The organism is Microvirga pakistanensis, assembly GCF_004458765.1.
Taxonomy (GTDB): domain Bacteria; phylum Pseudomonadota; class Alphaproteobacteria; order Rhizobiales; family Beijerinckiaceae; genus Microvirga; species Microvirga pakistanensis.
Genome location: NZ_SPJX01000430.1, coordinates 1 through 223 on the forward strand (window position 1 = coordinate 1; position 223 = coordinate 223).

Genomic DNA, 223 nt, shown 5'->3' on the forward strand with positions numbered 1-223 from the left:
GCTTCGCGCGCCAGGTCTCGGATATAGGCGGCGTGGGCCTGACCAGCCTCACCCGCCTCCGAAAAACCAGTGGCGAGGATCGAGGCGACCTTGACCCCCACCTTTGCGCAATTCTCGACTGCCGCGATCGCCCCCTCGGTTCCGGAAAGGATATAGGCGTGATCCACTGGTCCGGGCAGCGCCTCGAGAGACGGCCAGGCCCGCTCGCCGAGCACCGTGCCGC

Annotated in this window: 1 pseudogene; it reads right to left on the bottom strand. The window is 67.7% G+C overall.

Features of this window, described 5'->3' with window-relative positions:
- Positions 1-223 (bottom strand): annotated as a pseudogene (locus tag E4K09_RS29855) (acetate--CoA ligase family protein); the annotation flags it as partial.